The sequence below is a fragment of the Haloarcula sp. K1 genome, assembly GCF_001647155.1.
In the GTDB taxonomy this organism is placed as follows: domain Archaea; phylum Halobacteriota; class Halobacteria; order Halobacteriales; family Haloarculaceae; genus Haloarcula; species Haloarcula hispanica.
In genome coordinates this window covers 363016-386170 of the sequence record NZ_LRHL01000043.1, presented here as the reverse complement: position 1 = coordinate 386170, position 23155 = coordinate 363016, and the positions used below count along the sequence as shown (strand labels likewise).

Annotated in this window: 23 protein-coding genes; 13 read left to right on the top strand and 10 right to left on the bottom strand. The window is 64.2% G+C overall.

Features of this window, described 5'->3' with window-relative positions:
• The first annotated feature begins 71 nt into the window (after window positions 1-71).
• Window positions 72-2171: an alpha-amylase family glycosyl hydrolase gene (locus AV929_RS15420; RefSeq protein ID WP_064288661.1), complete on the top strand. Its 2100-nt coding sequence runs from the start codon at window positions 72-74 to the stop codon at window positions 2169-2171.
• A 102-nt stretch (window positions 2172-2273) separates the two neighbouring features.
• Entirely contained in the window at window positions 2274-3440 is a 1167-nt protein-coding gene (locus AV929_RS15415) for an ABC transporter ATP-binding protein (protein ID WP_050037144.1), read from the top strand.
• A gap of 144 nt (window positions 3441-3584) precedes the next feature.
• Here AV929_RS15415 and AV929_RS15410 read toward each other — a convergent pair whose 3' ends face one another.
• Window positions 3585-5603: a glycoside hydrolase family 15 protein gene (locus AV929_RS15410; RefSeq protein ID WP_064288660.1), complete on the bottom strand. Its 2019-nt coding sequence runs from the start codon at window positions 5601-5603 to the stop codon at window positions 3585-3587.
• 172 nt (window positions 5604-5775) lie between these two features.
• Between AV929_RS15410 and AV929_RS15405 the strand changes: the two genes are divergently transcribed.
• Window positions 5776-6828, top strand: a complete 1053-nt coding sequence (locus AV929_RS15405; RefSeq protein ID WP_014041439.1) for a TrmB family transcriptional regulator — start codon at window positions 5776-5778, stop codon at window positions 6826-6828.
• A gap of 36 nt (window positions 6829-6864) precedes the next feature.
• Here AV929_RS15405 and AV929_RS15400 read toward each other — a convergent pair whose 3' ends face one another.
• Complete coding sequence (locus tag AV929_RS15400) at window positions 6865-7338, bottom strand: type IV pilin (RefSeq protein WP_014041440.1); 474 nt, start codon at window positions 7336-7338, stop codon at window positions 6865-6867.
• A 108-nt stretch (window positions 7339-7446) separates the two neighbouring features.
• Window positions 7447-8445: a glutathione S-transferase family protein gene (locus AV929_RS15395; protein WP_014041441.1), complete on the bottom strand. Its 999-nt coding sequence runs from the start codon at window positions 8443-8445 to the stop codon at window positions 7447-7449.
• Window positions 8446-8666: 221 nt separating this feature from the next.
• Between AV929_RS15395 and AV929_RS15390 the strand changes: the two genes are divergently transcribed.
• Both AV929_RS15390 and AV929_RS15385 read left to right on the top strand, forming a co-directional pair.
• Window positions 8667-9200, top strand: a complete 534-nt coding sequence (locus tag AV929_RS15390; RefSeq protein ID WP_023843429.1) for a 50S ribosomal protein L16 — start codon at window positions 8667-8669, stop codon at window positions 9198-9200.
• Window positions 9201-9452: 252 nt separating this feature from the next.
• Window positions 9453-9650 (top strand): hypothetical protein, encoded by a 198-nt coding sequence (locus AV929_RS15385; RefSeq protein ID WP_050007327.1) that lies wholly within the window; start codon window positions 9453-9455, stop codon window positions 9648-9650.
• A gap of 57 nt (window positions 9651-9707) precedes the next feature.
• On the opposite strand, the gene AV929_RS15380 is transcribed toward AV929_RS15385, so the two are convergent.
• Window positions 9708-10139, bottom strand: coding sequence for a universal stress protein (locus tag AV929_RS15380; protein WP_049938994.1), 432 nt, complete (start codon window positions 10137-10139; stop codon window positions 9708-9710).
• A 176-nt stretch (window positions 10140-10315) separates the two neighbouring features.
• On the opposite strand from AV929_RS15380, the gene AV929_RS15375 reads away from it, so the two are divergent.
• Window positions 10316-11179 (top strand): RimK family alpha-L-glutamate ligase, encoded by an 864-nt coding sequence (locus tag AV929_RS15375; protein ID WP_064288659.1) that lies wholly within the window; start codon window positions 10316-10318, stop codon window positions 11177-11179.
• A 55-nt stretch (window positions 11180-11234) separates the two neighbouring features.
• Here the strand turns inward: AV929_RS15375 and AV929_RS15370 are convergent, their stop codons facing one another.
• A complete protein-coding gene (locus AV929_RS15370) occupies window positions 11235-11621 on the bottom strand; it encodes an Hsp20/alpha crystallin family protein (RefSeq protein ID WP_004590910.1) in 387 nt (128 codons plus the stop codon).
• A 200-nt stretch (window positions 11622-11821) separates the two neighbouring features.
• Here AV929_RS15370 and gap point away from each other — a divergent pair, with 200 nt between their 5' ends.
• Both gap and AV929_RS15360 read left to right on the top strand, forming a co-directional pair.
• Window positions 11822-12826, top strand: a complete 1005-nt coding sequence (gene gap / locus AV929_RS15365) for a type I glyceraldehyde-3-phosphate dehydrogenase (protein ID WP_064288658.1) — start codon at window positions 11822-11824, stop codon at window positions 12824-12826.
• Between the two features lie 327 nt (window positions 12827-13153).
• A complete protein-coding gene (locus tag AV929_RS15360; RefSeq protein WP_050037149.1) occupies window positions 13154-14359 on the top strand; it encodes a phosphoglycerate kinase in 1206 nt (401 codons plus the stop codon).
• On the opposite strand, the gene AV929_RS22440 is transcribed toward AV929_RS15360, so the two are convergent.
• A complete protein-coding gene (locus AV929_RS22440; RefSeq protein ID WP_008307600.1) occupies window positions 14356-14502 on the bottom strand; it encodes a hypothetical protein in 147 nt (48 codons plus the stop codon). The genes AV929_RS15360 and AV929_RS22440 overlap by 4 nt on opposite strands.
• A 128-nt stretch (window positions 14503-14630) precedes the next feature.
• On the opposite strand from AV929_RS22440, the gene AV929_RS15355 reads away from it, so the two are divergent.
• Window positions 14631-15209 carry a riboflavin synthase gene (locus tag AV929_RS15355; protein ID WP_014041448.1) on the top strand — a complete coding sequence of 193 codons (579 nt, stop codon included), beginning with the start codon at window positions 14631-14633 and terminating at the stop codon, window positions 15207-15209.
• Here AV929_RS15355 and AV929_RS15350 read toward each other — a convergent pair.
• The gene (locus AV929_RS15350; RefSeq protein ID WP_014041449.1) at window positions 15206-16240 is read right to left on the bottom strand and encodes a PrsW family glutamic-type intramembrane protease; all 1035 of its coding nucleotides are present in this window, start codon (window positions 16238-16240) and stop codon (window positions 15206-15208) included. The two genes, AV929_RS15355 and AV929_RS15350, sit on opposite strands and share 4 nt — an antisense overlap.
• Window positions 16241-16403: 163 nt before the next feature.
• Between AV929_RS15350 and pdxT the strand changes: the two genes are divergently transcribed.
• The 3 genes from pdxT (at window position 16404) to AV929_RS15335 (ending at window position 19334) form a co-directional block, all read left to right on the top strand.
• Window positions 16404-16997 carry a pyridoxal 5'-phosphate synthase glutaminase subunit PdxT gene (pdxT, locus tag AV929_RS15345; protein WP_008307597.1) on the top strand — a complete coding sequence of 198 codons (594 nt, stop codon included), beginning with the start codon at window positions 16404-16406 and terminating at the stop codon, window positions 16995-16997.
• Window positions 16998-17033: 36 nt separating this feature from the next.
• Complete coding sequence (hisE, locus tag AV929_RS15340) at window positions 17034-17330, top strand: phosphoribosyl-ATP diphosphatase (protein WP_014041451.1); 297 nt, start codon at window positions 17034-17036, stop codon at window positions 17328-17330.
• 63 nt (window positions 17331-17393) lie between these two features.
• Entirely contained in the window at window positions 17394-19334 is a 1941-nt protein-coding gene (locus AV929_RS15335) for a response regulator (RefSeq protein ID WP_064288657.1), read from the top strand.
• A gap of 20 nt (window positions 19335-19354) precedes the next feature.
• On the opposite strand, the gene AV929_RS15330 is transcribed toward AV929_RS15335, so the two are convergent.
• Window positions 19355-19672, bottom strand: a complete 318-nt coding sequence (locus tag AV929_RS15330) for an ASCH domain-containing protein (protein WP_064288656.1) — start codon at window positions 19670-19672, stop codon at window positions 19355-19357.
• Between the two features lie 94 nt (window positions 19673-19766).
• On the opposite strand from AV929_RS15330, the gene AV929_RS15325 reads away from it, so the two are divergent.
• Window positions 19767-20762, top strand: a complete 996-nt coding sequence (locus AV929_RS15325) for a GTPase (protein WP_050037152.1) — start codon at window positions 19767-19769, stop codon at window positions 20760-20762.
• A gap of 218 nt (window positions 20763-20980) precedes the next feature.
• Here AV929_RS15325 and AV929_RS15320 read toward each other — a convergent pair whose 3' ends face one another.
• Together AV929_RS15320 and AV929_RS15315 are read right to left on the bottom strand one after the other, a co-directional pair.
• Window positions 20981-21694 carry an SIMPL domain-containing protein gene (locus tag AV929_RS15320; protein ID WP_064288655.1) on the bottom strand — a complete coding sequence of 238 codons (714 nt, stop codon included), beginning with the start codon at window positions 21692-21694 and terminating at the stop codon, window positions 20981-20983.
• A 61-nt stretch (window positions 21695-21755) separates the two neighbouring features.
• Window positions 21756-23036, bottom strand: a complete 1281-nt coding sequence (locus AV929_RS15315; protein ID WP_014041456.1) for a TIGR00341 family protein — start codon at window positions 23034-23036, stop codon at window positions 21756-21758.
• Window positions 23037-23155: the final 119 nt, after the last annotated feature.

The following is a 23155-nucleotide window of genomic DNA, read 5'->3' as shown; positions in this document are numbered from 1 at the left end:
CGAAGTAATATCTTTTCTAAATTTCAACCAGAAGCGTAACACTCACAGTACCGACCCTGTACCGTAGGCGTATGCACCATCCAGGCCCGCCACGGTTCGCCACCGTCGGCGAATCGGTCGAACTGGCCCCGCGTCAGCCCGACCCCGGCATGGCTGCCGAGTGGCGGTTAGTCGAGCGGCCAGCGGCGAGTACGGCAGCGCTCGGCGACGGCCCGGTCTGTCACCTCGAACCCGACGTGCCGGGCGTCTACCGAGCGGCGGTAACCGCACCGGACGGCACACACGAGCAAGTCGTCCGGGCGTTCCCGAGCATCACCGAGACGGCCCGGTTCAGCGTCACGGCGGAGGACTTCGACTGCGACGGCGGTACCGACGACCTCACCGTCGCCGACCGCGCCATCGTCATCGGGACGTTCAACGATTTCACGATGGGGACACACTGGGCCGAGCGCGACGGCGACGAATGGGTCATCGAAACCGACCTCCCACCGGGGACCCACCACGCGATCTTCAGTTTCGACGGCTCCTTCGAGTCGACCGCGACAGACGAGGTCACCGTCGAGGGACCGGGTCGCCCCCGGGTCGAACTCACCGGTGAGACGGTGAACGGAGACTTCGTCGTCTCGGCGGACGCCCGCGCGGCCCCGTCGGGGAGCGAACCGGAAGTCGAGTTCTATCTCGACGGCCGCGACGCGCTGGAAGAGTCGGCCGTGACCATCGACGGCGACGAACTCCGGGTGCCACACGAAGCCCTGCCGGAGATGGCCCGCGTTCACGCGGTTGCCGTCGCCGAGCGCCACAGCGTCGCGGACACGCTAGTCGTGGAACGCGACAGTGGAACCGGAAACGCGACCGCAGGCGGCACAGTGCCCGTCACACGGCCGGCCGACCCGCCGGCCTGGGCCGGCGACGCCACCATCTACGAGATATTCGTCCGGTCGTTTGCCGGCGAGACCGTCGACACGACCTTCGAAGCCATCGAGCGGCGGGTCCCCTACATCGAGTCGCTGGGCGTCGATGTGGTGTGGCTCACCCCTATTCAGGCGAGTCCGACCCGGCACGGTTACCATATCACGGACTTCTTCGACACCGCCACAGACCTGGGAACGCGCGACGAATTCGAATCGCTGGTCGACCGGCTCCACGACGCCGGGATTCGGGTCGTCTTCGACCTGGTAATAAACCACAGCTCGCGGGACCATCCGGCCTTCCAGCTCCACCGGGCCGGTGTCCCCGAGTACGCCGACTACTACGAGCGAATCCCGGCGTCACAGGACGTCTCCGATATCGACTGGGCGGGCGAGGACGCGCCGGGCTACTACTTCAACTGGACGCGAATCCCGAACCTCAACTACGACTCGCTCGCGGTGCGGCGCTGGATGCTCGACGTGGTAGACGAGTGGCGCGACGTGGTCGACGGGTTCCGCTGTGACGTTGCCTGGGGCGTGCCACACGGGTTCTGGAAGGAAGTCCGGGAGCGGGTGAAAGCCGACGACCCCGAGTTCCTGCTGCTCGACGAGACGGTCCCACGCGACGCCGCCTTCGCCGAAAACGAGTTCGACGTTCACTACGACACGGACCTGTTCGACACGCTCCGCGACATCGGGACCGGCGAGGAACCAGCGTCGGCGCTGTTCGAGGCGCTCGACGCGACGGCCGAGCACGGCTACCCCGACCGTACCGCCCACATGCGGTACGTCGACAACCACGACGAGGACCGCTATCTCGACGAGTGCGGAGCCGCGTCACTGCGGGCGGCCGTCGGGGCCACGTTCACGCTCCCCGGAACGCCGATGGTTTACGCCGGCCAGGAACGGGGCGTCGAACAACAGCGCGGGACGATGCGCTGGCACGACGGCGACAACGCACTGACCGACTTCCACCGGCGACTGGTGGCGCTGCGAGCGGACCACGGGGCACTGCGCGCGTCCGGGGTACGTCCGGTTCCTCACACCGTCGAATCGGGCGATGCGAACAGCGTCGTCGCGTACGAGCGCACCGACGGCGATGAAACGCTCGTGGTCGTTCTGCACTTCGGCGAGGGGACCGCGACAGTCTCGCCCGAAACCCCGATTGGGGGCACCGACCTTCTCAGTGGCGATCAGGTCGGAAACGCCGGGACGGTCGAAGTCGGAGACATCGTCGTGGTACCAGCGGGGATCGACAGCTAAGCCGACTGGCCTCGCGGAGGTCCCAGTTCATCTGCGGCGACGCTAGAACTTCTATGAAAAATCCCATCAAACTTATTAGCGATGGGTGTGAGACTCCGTGTAATGGCGAGTCTCGAACTAGACGGTCTCCGGAAGGAGTTCGACGGTGGCTCCATCGTGGCGGTCGACGATGTCGACCTGTCCATCGACGACGGGGAGTTCGTAACGGTGGTCGGCCCGTCGGGGTGTGGGAAATCGACGACGCTACGGATGATTGCCGGGCTTGAGCGGCCGACGAGCGGTCGTATCCGCATCGGCGACGAGGACGTGACGGACGTTCACGCCCGCAAGCGCGACGTGGCGATGGTGTTCCAGAACTACGCGCTGTACCCACACAAGTCCATCCGGCAGAACATGGCCTTCGGCCTCCGGATGAGCACGGACCTCTCGAAGGAAGAACGGCAGGAGCGAGTCACTGAGACGGCGGAGATGATGGGCATCGGGGACCTGCTCGATGACACTCCGGACCAGCTCTCCGGCGGCCAGAAGCAGCGGGTCGCGCTCGGGCGCGCCATTGTCCGCGAGCCCGACGTGTTCCTCTTCGACGAGCCACTCAGCAACCTTGACGCGAAGCTCCGGACGACGATGCGGACGGAAATCCAGCGCCTGCAAGAGGAGCTCGGAATTACGGCTGTCTACGTCACCCACGACCAGGAAGAAGCAATGACGATGGGCGACCGCATCGTCATCCTCAACGACGGGAAGCTCCAGCAGGCCGGCCGGCCGAAGACGGTGTACGAGAACCCGACCAACCAGTTCGTCGGCGGCTTCGTCGGTTCGCCCTCGATGAATTTCCTCGACGTGACCGCGGAGCCACTCGGCAGCGGCATCCGGCTTACCGGCGCTCACGACGACTTCTCCTACGACCTCACGGGCGGCCGTGCCAGTGCCTTCGGCGACATCGAAGGCGGTTCGTACGTGCTGGGTATCCGACCGGAACACGTCTCCGTCAGCGACGGCGGCGACCAGAACGCTGTTCCGGCGACGGTCGACGTGCTCGAACCCATCGGTAGCGACAACTACCTCTACCTCGATCTGGGCGAATCGAAAACCGGGTTCGAGGGCGACGGCGCACCGGATTTCATCGCCAGGGTAAGTACTGACGTGGAGCCGGCCATCGGCGACCGCGTGCAGGTGTCGTTCGACGAATCCGCCGTCCACCTGTTCGACCCGGAGACCGGCGAGACGGTTACGGCCGGCGAGGACGCGCCCGTCGCAGCACCGCAGTAGGACGATAGTCAGTGATCCGCGTCCGGGCGTAGTCACTGTTTTCGATCAGTTATAGAGTCCCTACGGCCATCTACTACGTTTGCGAGTGCGCGAGCAGCACGGTCCGTACAAAAACCACTCGCGGGCACTCAGCGGCTCGGCAGTTCACTCGCGGGCGCTCAGCGGCTCGGCAGTGAGCGCCTCGGCGTCAGCGAGGTGGGCGACGGTTGCCAGCCGGAGCGCGTGGGGCCAGCCGAGCGGCGTACCACAGTCCGGCGTCCCGTCGTCGAACAGTTGCTCGGGGAGGTAGCCGCTGGACTGGACGAGCGAGCCACCGGGAAGGATCTCGTCCAGCAGGTCCCGGGACCGGGCGTAGGCCGCCGTCGCTCGGCTGTCGTCGGCGTCACGCAGGAGCGCACCCAGCTGGGCGGCACTGTTTGCGCCCCACGCCGTCGAGACGGTCCAGACTTTCTCGCGGTCCTGCGAGCCGCGCCGCCAGTCGTCGCCCTCGAAGCGGATGAGACCACGGATGTCGCCGGTGTCCCGTTCCAGCCCGTCGAGTGTCGTCTCGACGTGGGTGTAGAGCCGGTCACGGGTCGCCGCCGGCAGGTCGATGGCCTCGGCGGCGACGCGACAGGCGGCGGGGAGGGCCAGCGTCGCGGAGTCCAGTCGGTCGTCGATGGTCCCGTCGTGTTCGCGAAGGGCGTAGCGGTCACCGGTCCACAGCGCGTCCAGCGAAGACAACACCGTCTCGGCCTGTGAACGGGCGTGATCCCGGAGCGCGGCGGAGACGGGTGCGCGGGCGACGGCCGCGTAGGCGTGCAAGAAGGTTGCAGCGGTGTGCGTGAACCGACCCTGCATGTTCTCCCAGGCGTTCTGGCAGGCGATGGGGAGGCCGTCGTCGGCCAGCGTGTCGTCGATGCTCTCGACGGCACGTCCGAGCGTGGCTTCGATGCACTCCGGGTCGGCCGGCTCGCCGGTCCGGAGATACGTCGCGAGGAAGGTGGTGACGCTTGCGGTCTGGTCGGCCTGGTAATCGGCGTCCGAACCGCTTTCGAGCCGGGCGTTCGCCCAGCCCGGCGCGAGCGTCTCGTCGCCGGGCCAGACCCGGTGGGGCCAGCTGCCGTCCGGTCGCTGCGTGCGACAGTAGAACGCGGCGGAACGCTGGTGCCACGGCGATAATCCGAGGTCGAACGTCCCGTCAGCTTCGAGCAGGAACGCCGAAATTTCGGCGTCGTCGCGGAACCACGTATAGCCGTACCCGCCGGAGGTGACGTAGTACGGGTCGAAGTCCGGCGCGGCGATTCTGGCCCCGTTCGCAGCCGAAAGCAGCGAGAGGACCCGGAGGTCGGCGACGACACTCTCCCGGTTCGGCGTCTCTGCGGGCACGCTCCAGCGGCGCTGTGCCTGCCCTGCTTCGAGCAGTGTCTCCGAAGTGTAGTGGTCGCTCACCAGACGGTCGATGGTCGACAGCGCCGTATCGCGGTCGGTGTCGTCCGCGTCCGTCAGCAGCGTCGTCAGCGTGACGCCACCGTCGACGAACGGCGCGGACAGCAGGACGCCGCCAGTTAGCGTCGTGTCCTCGTACCGTCGCTCCCCGGTCGCCCGTGGGAACGAGACTGGGTCGTCGTCGACAAGTTCGGGGAACCGCTCGGGAATCTGGCCCTGAACGGCGTCGAGTTCGGTAGAGACGCCGACGAAGTCGTGTTCGGAGCGATGGTAGGCCTCGACGGTGTTGCCGTGCATCAGCAGGCTCTGTTGGCCGTCCCGTCCGTCGGGTGCGAAATCGACAAACGCCCGAAGCGATACGTCGGCGGGGACATCGCCGCGAAGTTCGAACCGGGTGACGTGGGCCTGCTCGATAGTGCAGTCCGTCTGGACGACGGCCCAGTCGCCGCAGTCGTGGATAGTCTCGACGACGCCAGCGTCACCACGATACCGCTGGTCGGCGTCGGCGTCGAACCACGTCGTCGAACCCGTGTCGATACCGAACCGCGAGCGGTCGATCCCCGTGAGCCCACACAGCGGATAGGAGTAGTCCCGCAGTGAGCCATCGCTGTCGACGTGCACCAACCGGCTGTCGAGTCCGGAGAAAGTGCCCGTCGTAGAGCGGAACTCGCCCGGGAACTGGTGGCGGCGGTCCCGGGTCCGCTTGAAGTCGTTAAGTGCCGTCCGGAGCGTCATTGGTGAGAGACACCACTGCGGGGGATATAAAATATGGTGTAATAGTTTTTCATTCTTGTGAGCTCGGTGTGGGCCAGTCGACGATACGGCCCATTGGGGCGGCTTCGGAGGCGTTGGCGGGCCACATAGCACCGAAACACAGTTATCCGCCGCCGTTACCAGATGTGAACAGATGGACGATTCGACTCTCAGGGACAGGCTGGGGCAACTGGGCCTGTCGGAGAAGGAAGTCGACACGTACCTGTCGATTCTCGGCAGCGGCGAGGCCACGGCCAGTGAAATCGCCGACGACACCGGGGTCTCCAAACGGTACGTCTACAGCATCAGCGAATCGCTCGAAGACCGTGGGTTCATCGAGGTCAACGACCACGTCGTGCCCACGACGATACGCGCTCGGCCGCCCGAGGAAGTCATCGACGCCCTGACCGACCGACTCGAAGAGATGAGCGGTGCGCTCGATTCCAGATACTCGGCGAGTGCGCGGGAACCACAGCAGTTCGACGTCATCAAGTCCCGGGTGACAGTCATCAAGCGACTCACGGAGTACATCAGAAACGCGGAACGGGAGATCATGCTGTCGGTTCCCCAGCAGTACCTCCCGGAGATCTCGGAGGAACTGGTCGCAGCTGTCGACCGCGGCGTCCTCGTGATGCTGGTCGTCAGCAGCGCCGACGGCCTGGAACCGGACGACGTGCGCGGGCTGGCCTCCGTGGTCCGGTCCTGGAACCAGCCGATGCCGATTATGCTCACCGTCGACGCCCAGTTCGGCCTCGTCTCCCCAGCGGAGATGGTGACACGCACCAACTCCGACCAGCGCGCTATCGCCTTCGTCCAGCAACAGCTCGTCCCCGTGCTGTCAGGGTCGTTCCTCGGGAACTACTGGCTGATGGCCACCGAGGAGACCGTCACCGACCCGGCCCCGCTCCCAGCCACCTACCACGACTTCCGCCACGCCGTCCTCCAGGCGACGCTCCACCTGCGCGCCGGCCACGACATCCACGTCTCCGCCGAAGTACGGGCAGTACAGGCGGACGACGACACAACGACCATCGAAGGGACCGTCGTCGAGACGAAACAGGGCGTCGCCGAGCCACAGACCAACTCCTACCCCATCGAACACACGCTAGTCGTCGACGTCGGCGACCGGACTGTCTCGCTGGGCGGCTCCGGGTCGTTCATCGAAGATTACGAAACCGACGCGGTCACGCTCTCGCTGGCCGAGTGAGGAGAGCCGGTCCGACAGCGGGGCCGAAACGCCCGCTCAGTTACGCTGGCTCGGGTCCGGCCACCGGTAGATGACGTATGTTTCCGATTCCGGTTCGTCCGCTGGGTTCCAGACGAGTCGAAGCGTCGCGTCGCTCAGGTCCAGATGCTCCCCGCTCGTGATGCCGGCGAACTGTCCCTGATGTATCGTAATTTCTGTCCCCGACGTAATCCGCGTCGAGGCCTGTGCCTGTATCGGATCGGTGTCAAGCGTCACGTCGCTGCCGTCAGAACTCCTGGCATCGGAGACGACGACAGTGAGGTTGTCCCGGTAGACGGTTTCACCGCTGCTGAAGCTGAGGTTCAGATACTCCCCGTTGCCGGTGGTCCGCTCGCTGTAGTCGGCCACGATAGCGACCTGCGGTGCCTGCGTGGGTCGCTGCTCGCTGAAGCCGAGCGCGAACACACCGATGGTAGCAGCGAGAATTGCAGCAATTCCGACGAGGATAACGACACCGATGACTGGGCTCACGGCCCGACGTCGCCCGTCTACCCGACTCATTGAACACAGGTGAGAACTGGGTATATAAAAGGAACAGCGTCGACTCAGCGTTCGATATCCGGCCGCGAAACTGCCCGGTTACGCCGTCGGGAACAGCGTCTCGGGCAGGTCACCGGGGAGTTCGTCGCGGTCGTGGTCGGCCTCGAAGTCGGGGTCGGGTCCCATCGGGACGATTCGCTTCGGGCTCACGTCGGGGTGAGTGGTGTAGTAGTGCTCCGTGATGTGGTCCATGTTCACCGTCTCGGCGACGCCGGGGAGCTGGTAGAGGTCCCGGAGGTACGGCCAGAGGTTGTCGTACTCGCGGATGAGCTTGTGGTTGCACATGAAGTGGGTGTGGTACACTTCGTCGAAGCGCACGAGCGTCGTGAACAGACAGATGTCCGCCTCGGTCAGGCGGTCGCCGGCGAGGAAGCGCTGGTCTTCGAGGACGCTGTCCCAGTGGTCCAGCGCGTCGAACAGTTCCTCGACGGCCTCGTCGTAGGCCGACTGGCTGTTCGCGAAGCCACAGCGGTAGACGCCGTTGTTGATGGGCTCGTAGATGTCGTCGATGATCCGGTCGACCTCGTCCTGATAGCCTTCGGGGTAGAGGTCGACGTCGTTGTCGGCCACGTCGTCGAACTCAGTGTCGAGCATCCGAAGGATCTCCTCGGACTCGTTGTTGACGATGGTCTCTTCCTGTTTGTCCCACAGCACCGGCACCGTCACGCGGCAGGTCGCGTCGTTGTCGGCCGCGACGTAGACCTCGCGGAGGTAGTCCGATCCGTTGACCGTATCCGGCGTGCAGCCGTCCTTGTCGGGCGTGAACTGCCAGCCGTCCTCGCCGCGGAACGGGTCGACGTAGTCGACGGTGATGGCGTCTTCGAGTCCTAGCAGTTTCCGAGCGACCAGAATCCGGTGGGCCCACGGACAGGCGCGGCAGGCGTACAGGTGATACCGGCCCGCCTCGGGCTGGAACCGCGCGTCGGGGTCGTCCTCGACCCGGTCTCGGAAGGTGGTGTCCTGCCGGTCGAAAGCCCCGTCCTCGTCTGTCGTTTCGTACGCGTCAGTCCGCCACTCGCCGTCGACGAGCATATTCATGGTAACAATCGTACGCGCGCGAGTGGTAAAAGAGCGCGGTGACAGCGGTGTTACCGGACCAACACCGATGTTCCCGATGGTACCGAGAGCAGGGACTCCAGCAACGGTCAGTCCGGGGCCGCTGGCGGTCGCGCGCCGGTGTATGGGACACCACGGCACGCCGCCGGGCGGGTTCGAAGCCCTTATTGGGCCGCTCGGCGACGTATTCTCCAAGAGTACCTATGTCGGACAAACCCGCCTCAATGTACCGGGACATCGACAAGCCCGCGTACACCCGACGCGAATACATCACAGGCATTCCCGGGTCGAAGATCGCACAGCACAAGATGGGCCGCAAGCAGAAGGACGCCGACGACTACCCCGTCCAGATCAGCCTCATCGTCGAGGAGACCGTCCAGCTCCGTCACGGTTCGCTGGAGGCCTCCCGCCTGTCGGCCAACCGCCACATGATCAAGGAGCTCGGCGAAGAGGGTGACTACAAGATGACCCTCCGGAAGTTCCCCCACCAGGTCCTGCGCGAGAACAAGCAGGCGACCGGTGCTGGGGCCGACCGTGTCTCTGACGGGATGCGCGCCGCCTTCGGGAAGATCGTCGGCACCGCCGCCCGCGTCCAAGCCGGCGAACAGCTGTTCACCGCTTACGTCAACGTCGAGGACGCAGAGCACGTCAAGGAAGCGTTCCGCCGCGCATACAACAAGATCACGCCCTCTTGCCGCATCAAGGTCGAACGCGGCGAAGAGAAGCTGATCGCGTAAATCGGTCAACAACGTCTTTTGACCGTTCGCAGAACACGGCGAAGACCTGCTGGTCGCGTAAGTCAAACAGTGTTCGCTCGCCGTTCGCAGGGCGAGACGTCCGCAACTCGTCGCCCTTTGCCTCGTTCTCCGTGCCGCTCCGTAGAATACTGAGTCGTATCTCAATCGCGAACCCATACACTCGGAGCGTGCTTCTTGCTCTATGGTACCAGCACCCATAATGTTCTTGCACCCGTTCCACGTACCACCAGTATGGTACTCAGAGTCATACTCCTGGCCCTTGGCGTCATCGAACTGCTCCGCCCCCGGAAGGTCGTTGACTTCTGGATGGGGCTGGCGGCGACGAACGGTGACGAGATAGACATGCGCCCATGGGTGTACAGCGCCGCCCGCGTCGAGGGTGTCCTCCTCATACTGTGGGTACTCCGACGAAGTCGTAGCGGCGGGTGACTCAGCAGAACGGCCCGCCACACCACACGGGTGACCGGCGCTGCTAGCGGGTGCCCGCTACGTATCGCCGGACAGTCGGACCGTCAACACCGGCGCGTCCGCCGTCCGAACAACTTTCTCGGTGACGCTCCCCAGCAGAAACCGATCCAGACCGCTCCGCCCGTGGGTTCCCATAACGATCATATCGACACCCGCCGTCTCGGCGTAGTCGATAATCTCCTCATAGGGGTCGCCCATTCGGTGCTCGGCAACAACGGCCGCGCCGTGGGCGGCGATATCGTCGATAGTCTCGTCGATGACCTGCTCGGTCTGTTCCTGCAGCGATTCGATGGTCGTTGCTTCTGCCGCGGCGCTCCCGAGATACGTCGAATCGACGACAGAGAGCACGTGAATCGTCGCGTCGTGCGTCGCTGCCAGTTCGAGCGCGTGTGCGAGCGCCTCGTCTGCGCCGTCACTCCCATCTGTCGGAAAGAGGATATCATCGTACACGCGTGGCCTATTCTCCCCAACATACTTAATATTTGTCTGACAATTTTGAAGATAGTTGCGTATTCATCCACCCTACCCGCTATTCTGTGGATTGTGGCGGTCGGAACGAGGCGCGCGACAGGGCCTCGACTGTGTGGCTGCGAGCGTATTTTATCTCTCCACGACAACTGCAAGCTATGTACAGGCTGGCCGTCGCCACGAACGCCGAGACCTTCGAGCGGATGCAGGGGCCGCTGGCGGTCCGTGACATCGAGGTGGGCCACGTCGAGACGGCCGAGCGGACACTGGCGCTCGACGAGAGTCCCTTCGACGAGTACGACGTGGGCTTCGTCTACCCCTCCCGAATCATGGAGGGAGCGGTCGCCGACGCCATGCTGGACGTGCCATGGGTCAACGACCGCGAGGCTATCCTCCGCTCGCGGAACAAGGCCGACGTGCTGGCGCGTCTCGGCCGTGCGGACGTCCCCGTTCCCGAGACCGTCGTCGTGTCGAACCCGGCGAGCGAGGCCGAACTGACGGCGGCCTTTGAGCGATTCGACCCACCCGTGGTCGTGAAGCCGAACTCGACGACCCGCGGCGTCGGCGTGGCCAAGGCTCACGATCTGGATTCGTTTCTCGGCATCGTCGACTACCTCGATCTGGTCCACGACTACCGCGCGGTCGGCGATCAGTCGTTTCTCGTTCAGGAGTACGTCGCCGACGCCGCCGACTACCGCGTGATGGTCGTCGACGGCGAGTACGTCGGCGCGGTGGAGCGCCGCCTCCCCGACGCGAGCCGCGCGCAGGGCCGGTGGAAACACAACGTCCACCGCGGGGCCGAAGCCGAAGGGCAGGAACTGCCAGCGGCGCTACGGGAACTGGCCGAAGACGCGGCCGACGAACTGGAGATTCCGTACCTCGGCGTCGACCTGCTGGTGACCGAGGACCGCACAGTCGTCAACGAGACGAACGCCCGCCCGACAATCGACTCGGCGACGAAGTACGAGGACGGCTTCTGGGACGACCTGGCGGCGTTGATACGGCAAACGGCTGAGCAGTAGCGAAGCAAGCGCACTGGAGTGGCGCGCGGAAAATCAGAACCGTGTGCCGGGCGTGCTACAGTTCGATGTCCGCGGAGTCCTCTTCGGGGTCGAAGGTGACTTCGAGGATGCCGTTGTTGTACGTCGCGGCGGCTGAGTGTTCGTCGACGCGGGTCGGCAGGGTCAGTCGTTCGTGGTACTCGCGCTCCGGACTTTCGGCGTTGATCGTGAGGACAGTGCCGTCGCACTTGAGGTCGATTGCGTCCTTGTCGACGCCCGGAACGTCGGCGACGACCCGGATCTCCTCGTCGGTTTCGTGAACGTCGACGTGGAGGTCGGCCCCACCGCCACCGGTGTCCCGGTCGATGTGGACGTCGCCTTCGGCCCCCATCATCTCGTCCATCATCCGCTCTATTTCCCGGAAGAACTCGTCGAACGGGTCGTCACTGTCATCGCGTCTCATTCCTACCAATCAGTACGTCCGTCCGTTTCAAAAGCCTTCGGACGAATATAGTACCTGTTACCAGACGCCGTCGAGGGGTACTCTCACACGAACGGCCACCTTCACTATTAATCATTCGCGCTCGAACGCGCATAAACAAACACAAATTTACAACAAATCCGAAAACACTTTACACTGACCGACTGCCTCTCTAGACACCAATGAGTGAGCCAGTCCGCGTCGGCCTCAACGGCTTCGGCCGTATCGGCCGCAACGTATTCCGCGCATCGTTACACAACGACAACGTCGAAGTCGTCGGTATCAACGATGTGATGGACGACTCGGAAATCGACTACTTCGCCCAGTACGACACCGTCATGGGTGAACTCGAAGGGGCCAGCGTCGACGACGGCGTCCTCACGGTCGAGGGGACCGACTTCGAAGCAGGCATCTTCCACGAAACAGATCCCACACAGCTCCCGTGGGACGACCTCGATGTCGACGTGGCCTTCGAGGCGACCGGCATCTTCCGCACCAAGGAGGACGCGAGCCAGCACCTCGACGCCGGGGCCGACAAGGTCCTCATCTCCGCGCCGCCGAAGGGCGACGAGCCGGTCAAGCAGCTCGTCTACGGCGTCAACCACGACGAGTACGACGGCGAAGACGTCGTCTCGAACGCCTCCTGTACGACCAACTCCATCACGCCGGTCGCGAAGGTCCTCGACGAGGAGTTCGGCATCAACGCCGGCCAGCTGACGACGGTCCACGCCTACACCGGCTCGCAGAACCTGATGGACGGCCCGAACGGCAAGCCCCGCCGTCGCCGCGCGGCTGCCGAGAACATCATCCCGACCTCGACCGGTGCCGCGCAGGCGACCACCGAGGTCCTGCCCGAGCTTGAAGGCAAACTCGACGGGATGGCTATCCGCGTCCCGGTGCCGAACGGCTCCATCACCGAGTTCGTTGTCGACCTCGACGACGACGTGACGGAGAGCGATGTCAACGCCGCCTTCGAGGAGGCCGCTGCCGGCGAACTCGAAGGCGTGCTGGGCGTCACGAGCGACGACGTCGTCTCCTCGGACATCCTCGGGGACCCGTACTCCACGCAGGTCGACCTGCAGTCGACGAACGTCGTCTCCGGGATGACGAAGATTCTCACCTGGTACGACAACGAGTACGGCTTCTCGAACCGGATGCTCGACGTGGCCGAGTACATCACTGATTAAACGCAGAAACGATTTGCGGCGTCAGGAAGGTTTATAATTATTGTTCACTAAAGATGTTGCACACATAGAGTCCGAACCGGTGTTTGCCCACTGGTCGACTCTGTGTGTCAGCACAGACAGTTGTGCCCCCAGTCGGCATCCTGTGACCCGGTGCCGGCTGTGTGCGACAACGGTGTCCCCATCCCGACTCCCACCCCACCCTCACTCCCACCCCTCTCCCCATTTCTACGCTGGTAGCCAGTGCAAACAACGACGGTAGCTCCCGACAAGCCGCCCACTGTTCGGACTCGGAAACCGTTAAGCGGTCGGCAGGTTTCCTCCCGAGTGATGACCTTCCAGACGCTCGACGACCTCGACGACGGACAGCGCGTCCTCGTTCGCCTCGACCTCAATTCACCGGTGGAGGACGGCACGGTACAGGACAACCGACGGTTCGACCGCCACGCGGAGACGATCAGCGAACTCGTCGACCGCGGGTTCGAGGTCGCGGTGCTGGCCCACCAGGGCCGTCCGGGCCGTGACGACTTTGTTTCGCTCGAACAACACGCCGACATCCTCGCGGATCACATCGACCACGACGTGGACTTCGTCGACGAGACCTATGGCCCACAGGCCATTCACGACATCGCGGCCCTCGACGGCGGCGACGTACTCGTTCTAGAGAACACCCGGATGTGTGACGACGAACTGCCCGAGGAGGACCCCGAAATCAAGTCACAGACGGAGTTCGTCCAGACGCTCAAAGACGAATTCGACGCCTACATCAACGACGCGTACTCGGCGGCCCACCGCTCGCACGCCTCACTGGTGGGCTTCCCGCTGGTCATGGACGCCTACGCCGGCCGTGTCATGGAAACCGAGTACGAGGCCAACACCGCTATCGCCGAAAAGGAGTTTGACGGGCAGGTGACGATGGTCGTCGGCGGGACGAAGGCCACGGACGTCATCGACGTCATGACCCACCTCGACGAGAAGGTCGACGACTTCCTGCTGGGCGGCATCGCCGGAGAACTGTTCCTCCGAGCCGCTGGCTACCCGGTCGGCTACGACATCGATGACGCGAACCTCTACGACGAGCAGTGGGAGCAAAACAGCGAGAAGATCGAGTCCATGCTCGAAGACCACCGCGACCAGATCACGCTCGCGGTCGACCTGGCCTACGAGGACGAGAACGGCGACCGCGCCGAGCAGGCCGTCGACGACATCGAGGAAAAGAGCGTCTCCTACCTCGACGTCGGGAGCGAGACCGTCATGGAGTACTCGCCGATCATCCGGGACTCCGAGGCCGTTTTCGTGAAGGGCGCACTGGGGATGTTCGAGGACGAGCGGTTCTCGGTCGGCACCGCCGGCGTCCTCGAAGCCATCGCCGACACCGACTGCTTCTCCGTCGTCGGCGGCGGCGACACCTCACGAGCTATCGAGATGTACGGGATGGAAGAAGACGAGTTCGGCCACGTCTCTATCGCGGGCGGGGCCTACATCCGGGCGCTGACCGGCGCGGAACTGGTCGGCGTCGAAGCGCTACAGCGTTAACTGCGGCCTTTCGTCTCCGCGTGTCGCAGGTCCCAGTCCTCGATTAGTTCGTCGGGCACCTCGACGATTCGCCCGGTTTCGGTCGGCTCCGTCCGTGCGTGACGGCCAGTCCAGTCGTGGTCAGCGTCGGGCGTAGCTGCCATACACCGCGCTACCAGCGGCGAGGATAAATTCCTTCCGCCAAGATATTGTAAGTAATTACTCGGTTCCGAGTCTATATTACGTCTCCGGGAAGCCAAGTGCTTTCCGCCAGCCGTGCTGTATCTGGGGTATGTTCACCGGAATCGTCGAGACGACCGGCGAGGTGCAGGCGGTTATTGACGACGAGGGCGGGCGTCGGATGCGGATCGGCGCGCCGTTCGAGGGACTCGACCACGGCCAGTCGATCAGCGTCAGCGGCGTCTGTCTCACCGTCGAGAAGGCGGCCGACGGTGAGTGGTTCGAGGTGTTTCTCGCCCAGGAGACCCTCGCCCGGACGTTCTTCGATGACCTCGACGGCGGTGACCGGGTGAACCTTGAGCGGGCGATGCCGGCCGACGGCCGGTTCGACGGCCACATCGTGCAGGGCCACGTCGACACGACGGCCGAGATCGTCGGTATCGAACAGGAGGGCGAGGACTGGACGTTCACGTTCTCCCTGCCCGAGGCCCATCAGGACTATCTGGTTCAGAAAGGGTCGATAACGGTCGACGGCATCAGCCTGACCGTCGCCGACCGTCGCTCCGAGGAGTTCGACGTGGCGATCATTCCGACGACGTACGCCGAGACGACGCTGTCGGAGAAGTCGGTCGGCGATCCAGTCCACTTAGAGGTCGACGTGGTCGCGAAATACGTCGAGCAGTTGGTCTAAGGGTCGAACTCGGTCTGTTCCGGGCGAAGCGCAGTCTCGTCCGGGTCCTCGTGAGCGCGCCTGTAGGCCCGCCGGTAGGCGTGAACCTTCTTCAGCAACAGCAGGCCGAAAAACGAGTCGTACACGATGACGAAGCCGAAGAACGCGACGAGGAAGTTGACGTTGTAGATGCCCGCCAGGATAGCTGTCACCGGGCCGGCCAGCGTGTTGTAGACGGCGTGGATGAGCGAAGCGATGAGCAGTCCCTTCAGCACGATTGGGCCGGCGTCGTCGGGGTTGAACTTCGCCAGACCGAGGTAGTAGCCGGCGAAGGCCGAGTAGATGACGTGGCCCGGCCCCGCGAGCGCTCTGATCGCGGTGATGTCGCTGCTCGCGGCGAGTAACTCGACCGTCCCGGTAGCCATCTCGGCGTTCTGTGTGATGTACAGCGCGTTTTCGATAGTCGCAAAGCCGAGACCGGCGACAGCGCCGTACACCGCACCGTCGACGACGGCGTCGAAGCGGTTGTCGCGGAAGGCGTACAGGCGTACCGCCAGCAGTTTCACGGTCTCCTCGACGGGACCGACGATGAGGAAGAAGACGAACACCTGACCGAGGAACGGCACGAGCCCGAACCCGGAGCCGATTGCCTGAACCGGCTCGCCGAGGAACCCGTTGAGAATACCGGCAAAGCCGGCAAACAACACTCCGAGCAAGAACGTTCCCACGAGCAGCGTCAGTGGTTCCTCCGTAGTCACATCAGCGTAGTAGATGTAGGCTGCGAGTCCGAGCGCCGGCACGGCAGAGAGGATGGCCATCCCGGCAAACAGCGGCTGGTCGCTGAGCGCGCCGAGGCTCCCGAACGCGACCTGCAGGAGGAGGATCAGAATGGCTGCAAGGATGACCAGATACCGCAACGTCCGTATTCCGATGTGGTAGAGCCAGTGGGCGAACCGGTCCAGCCTCGACCGGGGCTCCCAAGTCGATATCTCATAGAGGTCTGCCGACCCGTCCGCGTTTACCTCGACCGGGTCCTGCCGTCGTTTTCCCATGTGCCACGTCTACAGGCCGCCTCACCTAACCGTTTGGTTCGACTATATCCGAACGGACACTGAGCGGCGTCGTAGACGACGCCGGAGGAGTCAAAGACGGCCCTGCTACCGGATCTTTGCAGGAGACGAGAGGCTTTTCGCACAGGCACACTAACGGGGACGTATGACGCTACGCGCGGGTGTACTCGCGGTTCAGGGCGATGTCTCTGAACACGGAGACGCGATCAGGCGGGCGGCAGCGGCCCACGACCAGACGGCGGAGGTCGTCGAGATACGCGAGTCCGGGGTCGTCCCCGACTGCGATGTGCTGTTGCTACCGGGCGGGGAATCGACCACGATATCGCGGCTCATCCACCGGGAGGGCATCGCCGACGAAATCCAGTCCCACGTCGAAGCCGGCAAGCCGGTGCTGGCGACGTGTGCCGGGCTCATCGTCAGCGCGAGCGACGCACAGGACGACCGCGTCGACACGCTGAACGTCATCGACGTCTCCGTCGAGCGCAACGCGTTCGGGCGACAGAAGGACAGCTTCGAAGCCCCACTGGCGGTCGAGGGTCTTGACGACCCGTTCCCGGCGGTGTTCATCCGCGCACCGGTCATCGACTACGTCGGCACGGACGTCGAAGTGCTGGCGACGTGGGACGACCACCCAGTCGCGGTCCGTGAGGGACCGGTCGTCGGCACGTCGTTCCACCCCGAACTGACCGAGGACCCGCGTATCCACGACCTGGCCTTTTTCGACTCGGTGGAGTCGTAGCGACGGCCTGAAGGCCCCGCTGACCGAACGGCGGCTATGAGCGACGACACCGGCGACGTTATCGACGAACTGTTCGCTGTCATCGAGGACCGCAAGGCGAACCTTCCCGAGGACTCCTACACGGCGTCGCTGTTCACCCACGAGAAGGGCGAAAATGCCGTGCTAGAGAAGTTGGGCGAGGAGACGACGGAGCTGATTCTGGCGGCCAAAGACGACGATACCGAAGAGCTCGCCCACGAATCGGCCGATATCGTCTATCACCTGCTCGTTCTGCTGTCGATGAAAGACATGGACGTCGACGATTTGCGTGCAGAACTGGCCAAGCGGCGGTAAGGCGACCCGTCACCAGGTGAGGGGCGCGATAGATTGACACTGACACAGTTCATATCAGGAGGCATGGGCCATGTGGCGTCGGGCATTACAGTCCTCTGTGTCGATGACGAACCGTCGTACGCAGACCTGATCGCGACACATCTCGAACGCAACGACGAGGCGATCGACGCCACCGGAGTCACGAGCGCTACGGACGGACTATCGTATCTGGATGCGCACGACGTGGACTGCATCGTCAGCGACTACGATATGCCCGGCATCGACGGGCTGGAGTTTCTGGAGGCGGTCCGTGCCAGAGACCCGGATATGCCGTTCCTGTTATTTACCAGTCAGGGGAGCGAGTCGCTCGCAAGCGAGGCAGTCACGGCCGGCGTCACCGATTACATTCAAAAAGTGCAGGGGTCCCAGCAGTACGCCGTGCTCGCGCAGCGGATCCGAAACACAGTCGAGCGAGTCAGAGCGAAAGCAACGGCCGATACCGCACAGGAACGGACGAAACGGATTCTCGACGCAACGAGCGATGCGGCCCTCATCAGCGTCGCCGACACCGTCGTGTACGCGAACCCGGCGGCGATGGAGTTTTTCGGCGCAGCAGACAGCGGCGACCTCTGTGGCCGGCCACTGACCGACCTCGTCGAACCGACAACGGACGGCGGGACCGAGACCGTTGAACGCGTCGTCGAGAACGGCCAGACGGCCGGCCAAGTCAGCCGGACGATACGGACCCTCGCTGGCAACAGCGTGCAGGCCAGCGTCACGGCGTGTGACGTGACCTGGGACGGCGAAGACGGCACAGTGTCGGTCATCAGCGACCGGGGCGATACGGACGAGCGCGAACAGCGGCTCGAAGCGCTGCACGAGGCCACCCGGCAGTTGATGGCCGCCGAAGTCCACAACGAAGTTGCCGGGATCGGCGTCAACGCGGCCGCGGAGATTATCGGGCTCGACGCGAATGCTGTCCACCTCCTCAACGACGACGGGGAGTTAGAACCCGTCGCCGCGACCGCATCGGCTCGAGAGTTGGTCGGTGATATCCCGACGTTCGGGCCGGGCGACAGCATCGCCTGGCGGGTGTACGAGCGTGGCGAAGCGACCGCAGTCCCCGACGTGCGGCTGGAAGAGGACGTGCAGAACCCCGAGACACCGATACGCAGCGAACTGTATCTGCCGCTGGGGGAACACGGCATTCTCATCGCCGCATCGACGACCGTCGATGCATTCGACGAGGCAGACATCGTCGCTGGGCGGGTCCTCGCGGCGAACATGGAGGCGGCTCTCGCCGCCGTCGAGCGCGACAGACAGCTCCGTGACCGTGAGCAGGAACTATCGACGCAAAACGACCGTCTGGAACAGTTCGCGACAGTCGTCAGCCACGACCTTCGCAACCCTCTCAACGTCGCTATCGGCCGGCTGGGCGCGCTGAAAGAGGAGTGTGACGACGACAGCAATATGGCCGCGATAGAACAGGCTCTCGAGCGGATGCAGGCGCTGATTGACGACCTCCTGTTACTGGCCCGGACCGGCGACGACATTACAGAGATGGAAACGGTGGCACTGGCGACAGCAGTCGAGGACTGCTGGGAGGTCGTCGATACCGGCGACGCGACGTTGGTGGTCGACACCGACCGCAAGATACAGGCGGACATGACGCGGCTCAAACAGTTGCTGGAGAACCTGATCCGAAACGCCGTAGAGCACAGCGCTACGGACAGTCGGATTCAGTCCGGTGGTACCGATAAACACGACATACCAGGCGTGACAGTAACGATTAGCGAGATTCCGGGCGGGTTCGCAGTCTCGGATGACGGTCCGGGTATCCCCGAAGCCGACCGGGAGGCGGTGTTCGAAAGCGGCTACTCGACGACAACTGACGGCACCGGGTTCGGGCTCTCGATTATCTCACAGATCGCCGCTGCGCATGGCTGGACAGTCACGCTCACCGAAAGTGAGAGCGGCGGCGCACGCTTCGAGTTTACGGGCGTCGACGTGGCATCGGCGGAATAGGGCGCTCAGTCGTCGGGGCGCTACTCGTCGGCAGGTGCGAACCGATGGCGGACGACCTCGCTGTCGTCGTCCCACTCGAAACTGCCGTGGACTTTCTTCATTCGTTCCTTGTACGCGTCGAGGTCCTCCGACCCCTCGCGCTGTGCGTCCTCGTCGGTCATGTCGCCCAGTGTCCGGTGTGTTACGTCTGTCACCTCGAACTCGGTGCCGTCGATCTCGAAGGTGTCGCCTTCGTCGGCGTACTGGTGGCCGCGGTGCATCTGGGTGACCCGTCCCTCGGCGGCCATCTGCTGGACGTGGTCGTTGGGCAGAATCTCGCCGGCGTCAATCTGTGCCATACCGGAACTGCGGTCGGGACGCTCAAAAGCGTGACTCGCAACAGTTTGGGGCGCGATTGAACGCGCTTTTACGCTCCGGCCGTCAACGTGACCTATGAGCCATCCCTTCGAGGGTCTGCCGACGACGCCTACCGCCGAGGAGCTCGTGGACAAAGCCTTCTCGCGGGCGTCGCGCGCCGGCGGGGCCAAGGACGGGAACGAAGCCCAGCAGTCGATGCTGATGACGGCGTCGAACATCGCCTCCGACAACATGGAGAACGTGGTGACGGCGTGGCCGACGATCGACGATCTGGACCCCTTCTATATCGAACTCGCCGACGCGGTCATCGGCGAAGCCTACCCCGCAGACAACGACCCCGGTATCGACGCGCTGAAACAGCACCTCGCAGAAGTTTCGTGGGCCGCCGACAAGGTCGTCGAGATCCGTCAGGAGTACGAGAGCCGCGTCGCCCGCGGCGATATCGACACCGCCCGGAAGCTCCGCAAGCAGGCGTTCGCCCGTATCGCCGACGTGGTCGAGGAGGTCGAAGACAACCTCGCCGCCATCTCGACGGCGCACAACGCCCTCAAAGACATCCCCGACATCCGCCCGGACGAGCCGGCCATCGTCGTCGCCGGCTACCCCAACGTCGGCAAGTCGTCCTTTGTCAACCGCGTCACGCGGGCCGACAACGAGATCGCCTCGTATCCGTTCACGACGACGCAGATCCGGGTCGGGCACTTCGAGGACCAGCGCATCCGCTACCAGCTCGTCGACACGCCCGGCCTGCTCGACCGACCGCCGGAGGACAGAAACGAGATCGAATCACAGGCCGTGAGCGCGCTCGAACACCTCGCCGACGCCGTCCTCGTGTTCGTCGATCCAAGTGGCGAGTGTGGCTACCCGCTCGCGGACCAGCTGGAACTTCGAAACGCCATCGAAGCGCGCTTCGACGTGCCCGTTCTGACCATCGCAAACAAGAGCGACCTCTCGACGGATGTGGAGGCCGACCACTACATGAGCGTCACCGAAGACGACAACGTCGACGGTGTCCTGCAGGCCGCTATCGACGCGGTGGGGTACGAGATCGAACTGCCGTTTGACGAATAGCGAGACGCCGACCAACGGGAGGCGTCTCGAACACTCCGAGCGGGGAACGTAGTGACCCGCGAGGACTGCTGTCGCCATCGCGAGGATTGCGGTCACCAACGGGAGGCGTCTCGATGAACCCGAGCGGGGAACGCAGTGACCCGCGAAGAACGCGGTTACCAACGGGCAGTGTCTTTGAAAACGCCGAACAAGGAACCGCAGTAGCGAGTCAGAACGGCTTATTCTAGTTCGTACGAGACACTGACAGAGGCGTCGACGGTGACATCGCCGGGCTGGATGCTTGTCCGTCCGCCGGCGTCACTGGCGGCCATCGCTTCCGCGTACACGACGGGGCGGCCGTGGTCGCTGGTCTGGACCGTGACGGCGTCACCGACGGACCGATCCTCCGCAGCGGCGACGACTTCGGCGTCCGTTCGGGCGTTGTCCATCGCGGTCGTCAGGGCTTCTTCGCGTGCGGCCTGTCGCGTCTCCTCGCTCAGGGAGTAGCGCACGCCCTCGACGCGGTCAGCGCCGGCGTCGACTGCGGCATCGATGAGTGTCCCGGCAGTCGAAACGTTGCTCGTCTCGGCTTCGACGGTGTGGATCGCTACGTAGCCGACCTGTTCGCGGCCCTCTCGACTCTCCTCGTACTCGGGGCGGATCTGGAACCGCGAGGAGGTCACGTTCGCGCCCTCGTCTTCCAGCGCCGACGTAATGGCGTCGGCGTCACCGCTGAGATTGTTGCGCGCCGCTTCGGCGGTCTCACCGCGGCCCACGGCGGCGACGGTGACGGTTGCACGGTCGGGCGCGCGTTCGACGGTTGCGTCAGCGTTGACGCTCACGGTCGAATTCGTCGACGGCGCGACGGCTCCGGTGTCCGCGAGTGCGAACCCGACGCCACCGGCGACGAGCAGTGCCAGGACGCCAGCGATTGCGAGTGGTCGTGATACCATATCGTCCCCGACACGCCCAACGGTATTTATGTCACCGAACGGTCAAAGTCGGTTTTGAGCGTCAGCCGTTCCGCTCGACAGTGACGTAGCGAACTTCCGTCGCAACGTCTCGGCCGGCCGCGTCATCAGCCAGAGCATCCAGTTGGTCGACAAGCAGTGGCTGCTCCGCGTCCGGCGGCAGACCGACAGTGACGATGACGCGGCGCGGCTGTTGGAAGATCGCAGTGTTGGTGTACTCGATTTCGACCGTCAGCACGCGAGCCGGCGAGTCGACGCTGCCCTGGATGGCGTCGCGGATGTCCGACTCCGTCGTCGCCTGCTGGTAGGAGTCGAAGGTGACGCCGCCCAGGAACGCCGACAGGACGAGTATCGACAGGACGAGGACGCCGATCCGTTTGACAGTCGCCGACCGTGCGTTGCTCTCCTGAAACCAGTGTTCCGGGCGGTAGCCCTGATACCAGAGCCCGACGAGCACTGCGAGGTTGATCGAGAGGACGTTCACAAGCAGCAACACGGCGGACCCGAGGCTGACGAGCGGTTGGCCCCACGCGATACCGATGCCGACCGTGGCCGCCGGCGGGATGAGCGCGACGGCGATCATGACGCCGACCAGTGCCGTCGAGACGCCGCTGGTGAGGCTGACGACGCCGGCCGCGCCAGCGCCGAGCGCGACGATCAGCGAGAGGAAGTCGGGGGCGACCCGCTCGCGTATCTGGCCGACTGTGGTCACATCGGCGAGCGGCGGGATGACGTTGGCGTACCGGACCAGCAGGGCAAAGACAGTCGCGCTTGCCACGGCGAGTCCGAGCCCGACGGCCTGGAGTTTGACGCCCTGAATGAACATCTCGTGGTCGTCGACGACGGTGCCGACGTTGGCGGTCATCGCCGGGCCGATGAGCGGCGCGATGACCATCGAGCCGACGACGACGGCCGGGGAATCGAGCAGGAGCCCGGCGGTCGCGATAATCGCGCTGATGATGGTCATGAGCGCGTAGTTCGACATCGAGGGAGCGAGGTCGTTTGCCTTCGAGGTGAGTTCCTCTCGCGCGATGCGGTCTTCGTCTTCCTCCTCAGCGTACTTCTCCTCTAGTTCGTCGAACTGGCTGGAGATGACGGTGTTCGCGTCCACGACGACCGTATAGCCGTCGTCGTTGATACCGACGTTCCGCAGCTCTTCGAGGACTGGTTCGAGTGCGTTGGTCGGGACTGGAAAGGTGACGACAGCGGTGAACTCCCGCCCGCTCGTCTCGTCGGTGAGCACGTAGTCGATGCCCTCCTCGGCCAACACGCCCAGGACGGCGTCTCGCTTTCCGGTCGGAATCAGTATCTGTACCAGCCGCACGGCTCCGGGTGGGACCCGCGAGGGTAAAAAAGCGGCTAGTTAGCGAGTCCCGGGTGCAGAACTGGAGCGAAACGCCGCCGTGAATCACGAAACAGTCGGTCCTCGGGAAACGAACGCGC